The sequence below is a fragment of the Undibacterium sp. Ji50W genome (genome assembly GCF_049340445.1).
Classification (GTDB): Bacteria; Pseudomonadota; Gammaproteobacteria; order Burkholderiales; family Burkholderiaceae_D; genus Undibacterium.
Map to the genome: position 1 here is coordinate 1 of NZ_JBMPOX010000055.1, position 1,253 is coordinate 1,253.

Genomic DNA, 1,253 nt, shown 5'->3' on the forward strand with positions numbered 1-1,253 from the left:
ACCGGTGGGAAGGCCACCGGGGACTTTCTGGTCTCGAAGCTATAGCGCAGGTACACCGCTGCTGCTGCGTCATTGAAATCCCCCGAGTTGTCTGCCGTCAAACGCCCCCCCAGGAACAGGTGCGGGGTCAGTTGGTATTCTGCCGCACCATTGATCTTGAAGGCGAACGCTGACCGGGTTTGCCCCGGATATGTCGTCGGGATGTTGATGGTGGGGTTGGCCGCCGCAAATTGTTCGAGCTCGGCCTGGTCTGCCGGTGAATTCGGGTAGTACGGGGCTTCGAGTTCTCTGAAGTGTTGCAGGCCGAGTGTGGTGCCCAGTTGATACGCAAACTTGCCTTTGCGTCCTGCTATTTCAAATGGGATGCCTACGGAGACGTAGGATTTGGGGCTGAAGTAGCCGCCATGTCCATAGGTGAAGTAGCGCAGGTTCTTTTGGTAGAAGAAGGAGGTCAGCCCGAGCCCGGTGGTGAAGCTGAAGTCTTTGGTTTTGTACGCACTCCAGTAGGCACCGGTGCCAAATTCGGCCATGCTGTTTTTGGCGACATTTTTACCGGTCAAGCCATAGTAGCCCAGGTTGGCGTAGACGCCACCGTCTTCTCCGTCGTAGGAGGTGTCGAGTTTGATGCCGGTACGGGTGACACCACCCCAGGTGAGTCCGTACAGGCTGTCTTTGGCACCAGCATAGGAGAGGTAGCTGTCGGTCACAGAGCGACGGGCGATTTCTATGCCGAGGCTGGCGCCGTCATCGGAACCACTCCAGCGTAGTCCACCGACGATGTTCTGGATGGGGAAGCCGATGGGGCTGGAGCCGATGTCGGCACGGACGCCTGCCAGTTCGTAGCTGAGGCTGAGGGCGACGCCTTTGGCTTCCTGGTCGAGGCTGGCGATATTGGACAGGCCTTGCTGGCGGGCGATGGTGGTGAAGGGTACTTTGGCGTATTTGGCACGTTCTACCAATATGGCGTTGCGGCCATACTGGCCGGCGATGTTGGTGTCGTTCAACGCCAAAGTACCGGCGTCAGCCAGCACGGGGATGATTTTTAAGCCGAACTGGCCCAGGCCCAACGTGCTGATCTGGGCTTCTATGGGGAGTTCTACGCCATTCAATGCGGACAGGCCTTTTTCTCCACTGCGTGCGCGCCCTGCCACTTCGACGCTGATCTGGCTGTGGTTCAACTCGTTGAGGGCGTCGATTTCTTTGAGCAAGGCGGCTTCTTCGGGACTGACATTCGTTGTCTGGCCAGGTTTGCC

Annotated in this window: 1 protein-coding gene; it reads right to left on the reverse strand. The window is 58.3% G+C overall.

Annotation, left to right across the window (positions count from 1 at the left end):
• Positions 1-1,253, reverse strand: a 1,253-nt coding sequence (locus tag ACO0K9_RS27935; protein ID WP_422990661.1) for a cellulose synthase subunit BcsC-related outer membrane protein, incomplete at both ends; no start/stop codon positions are given.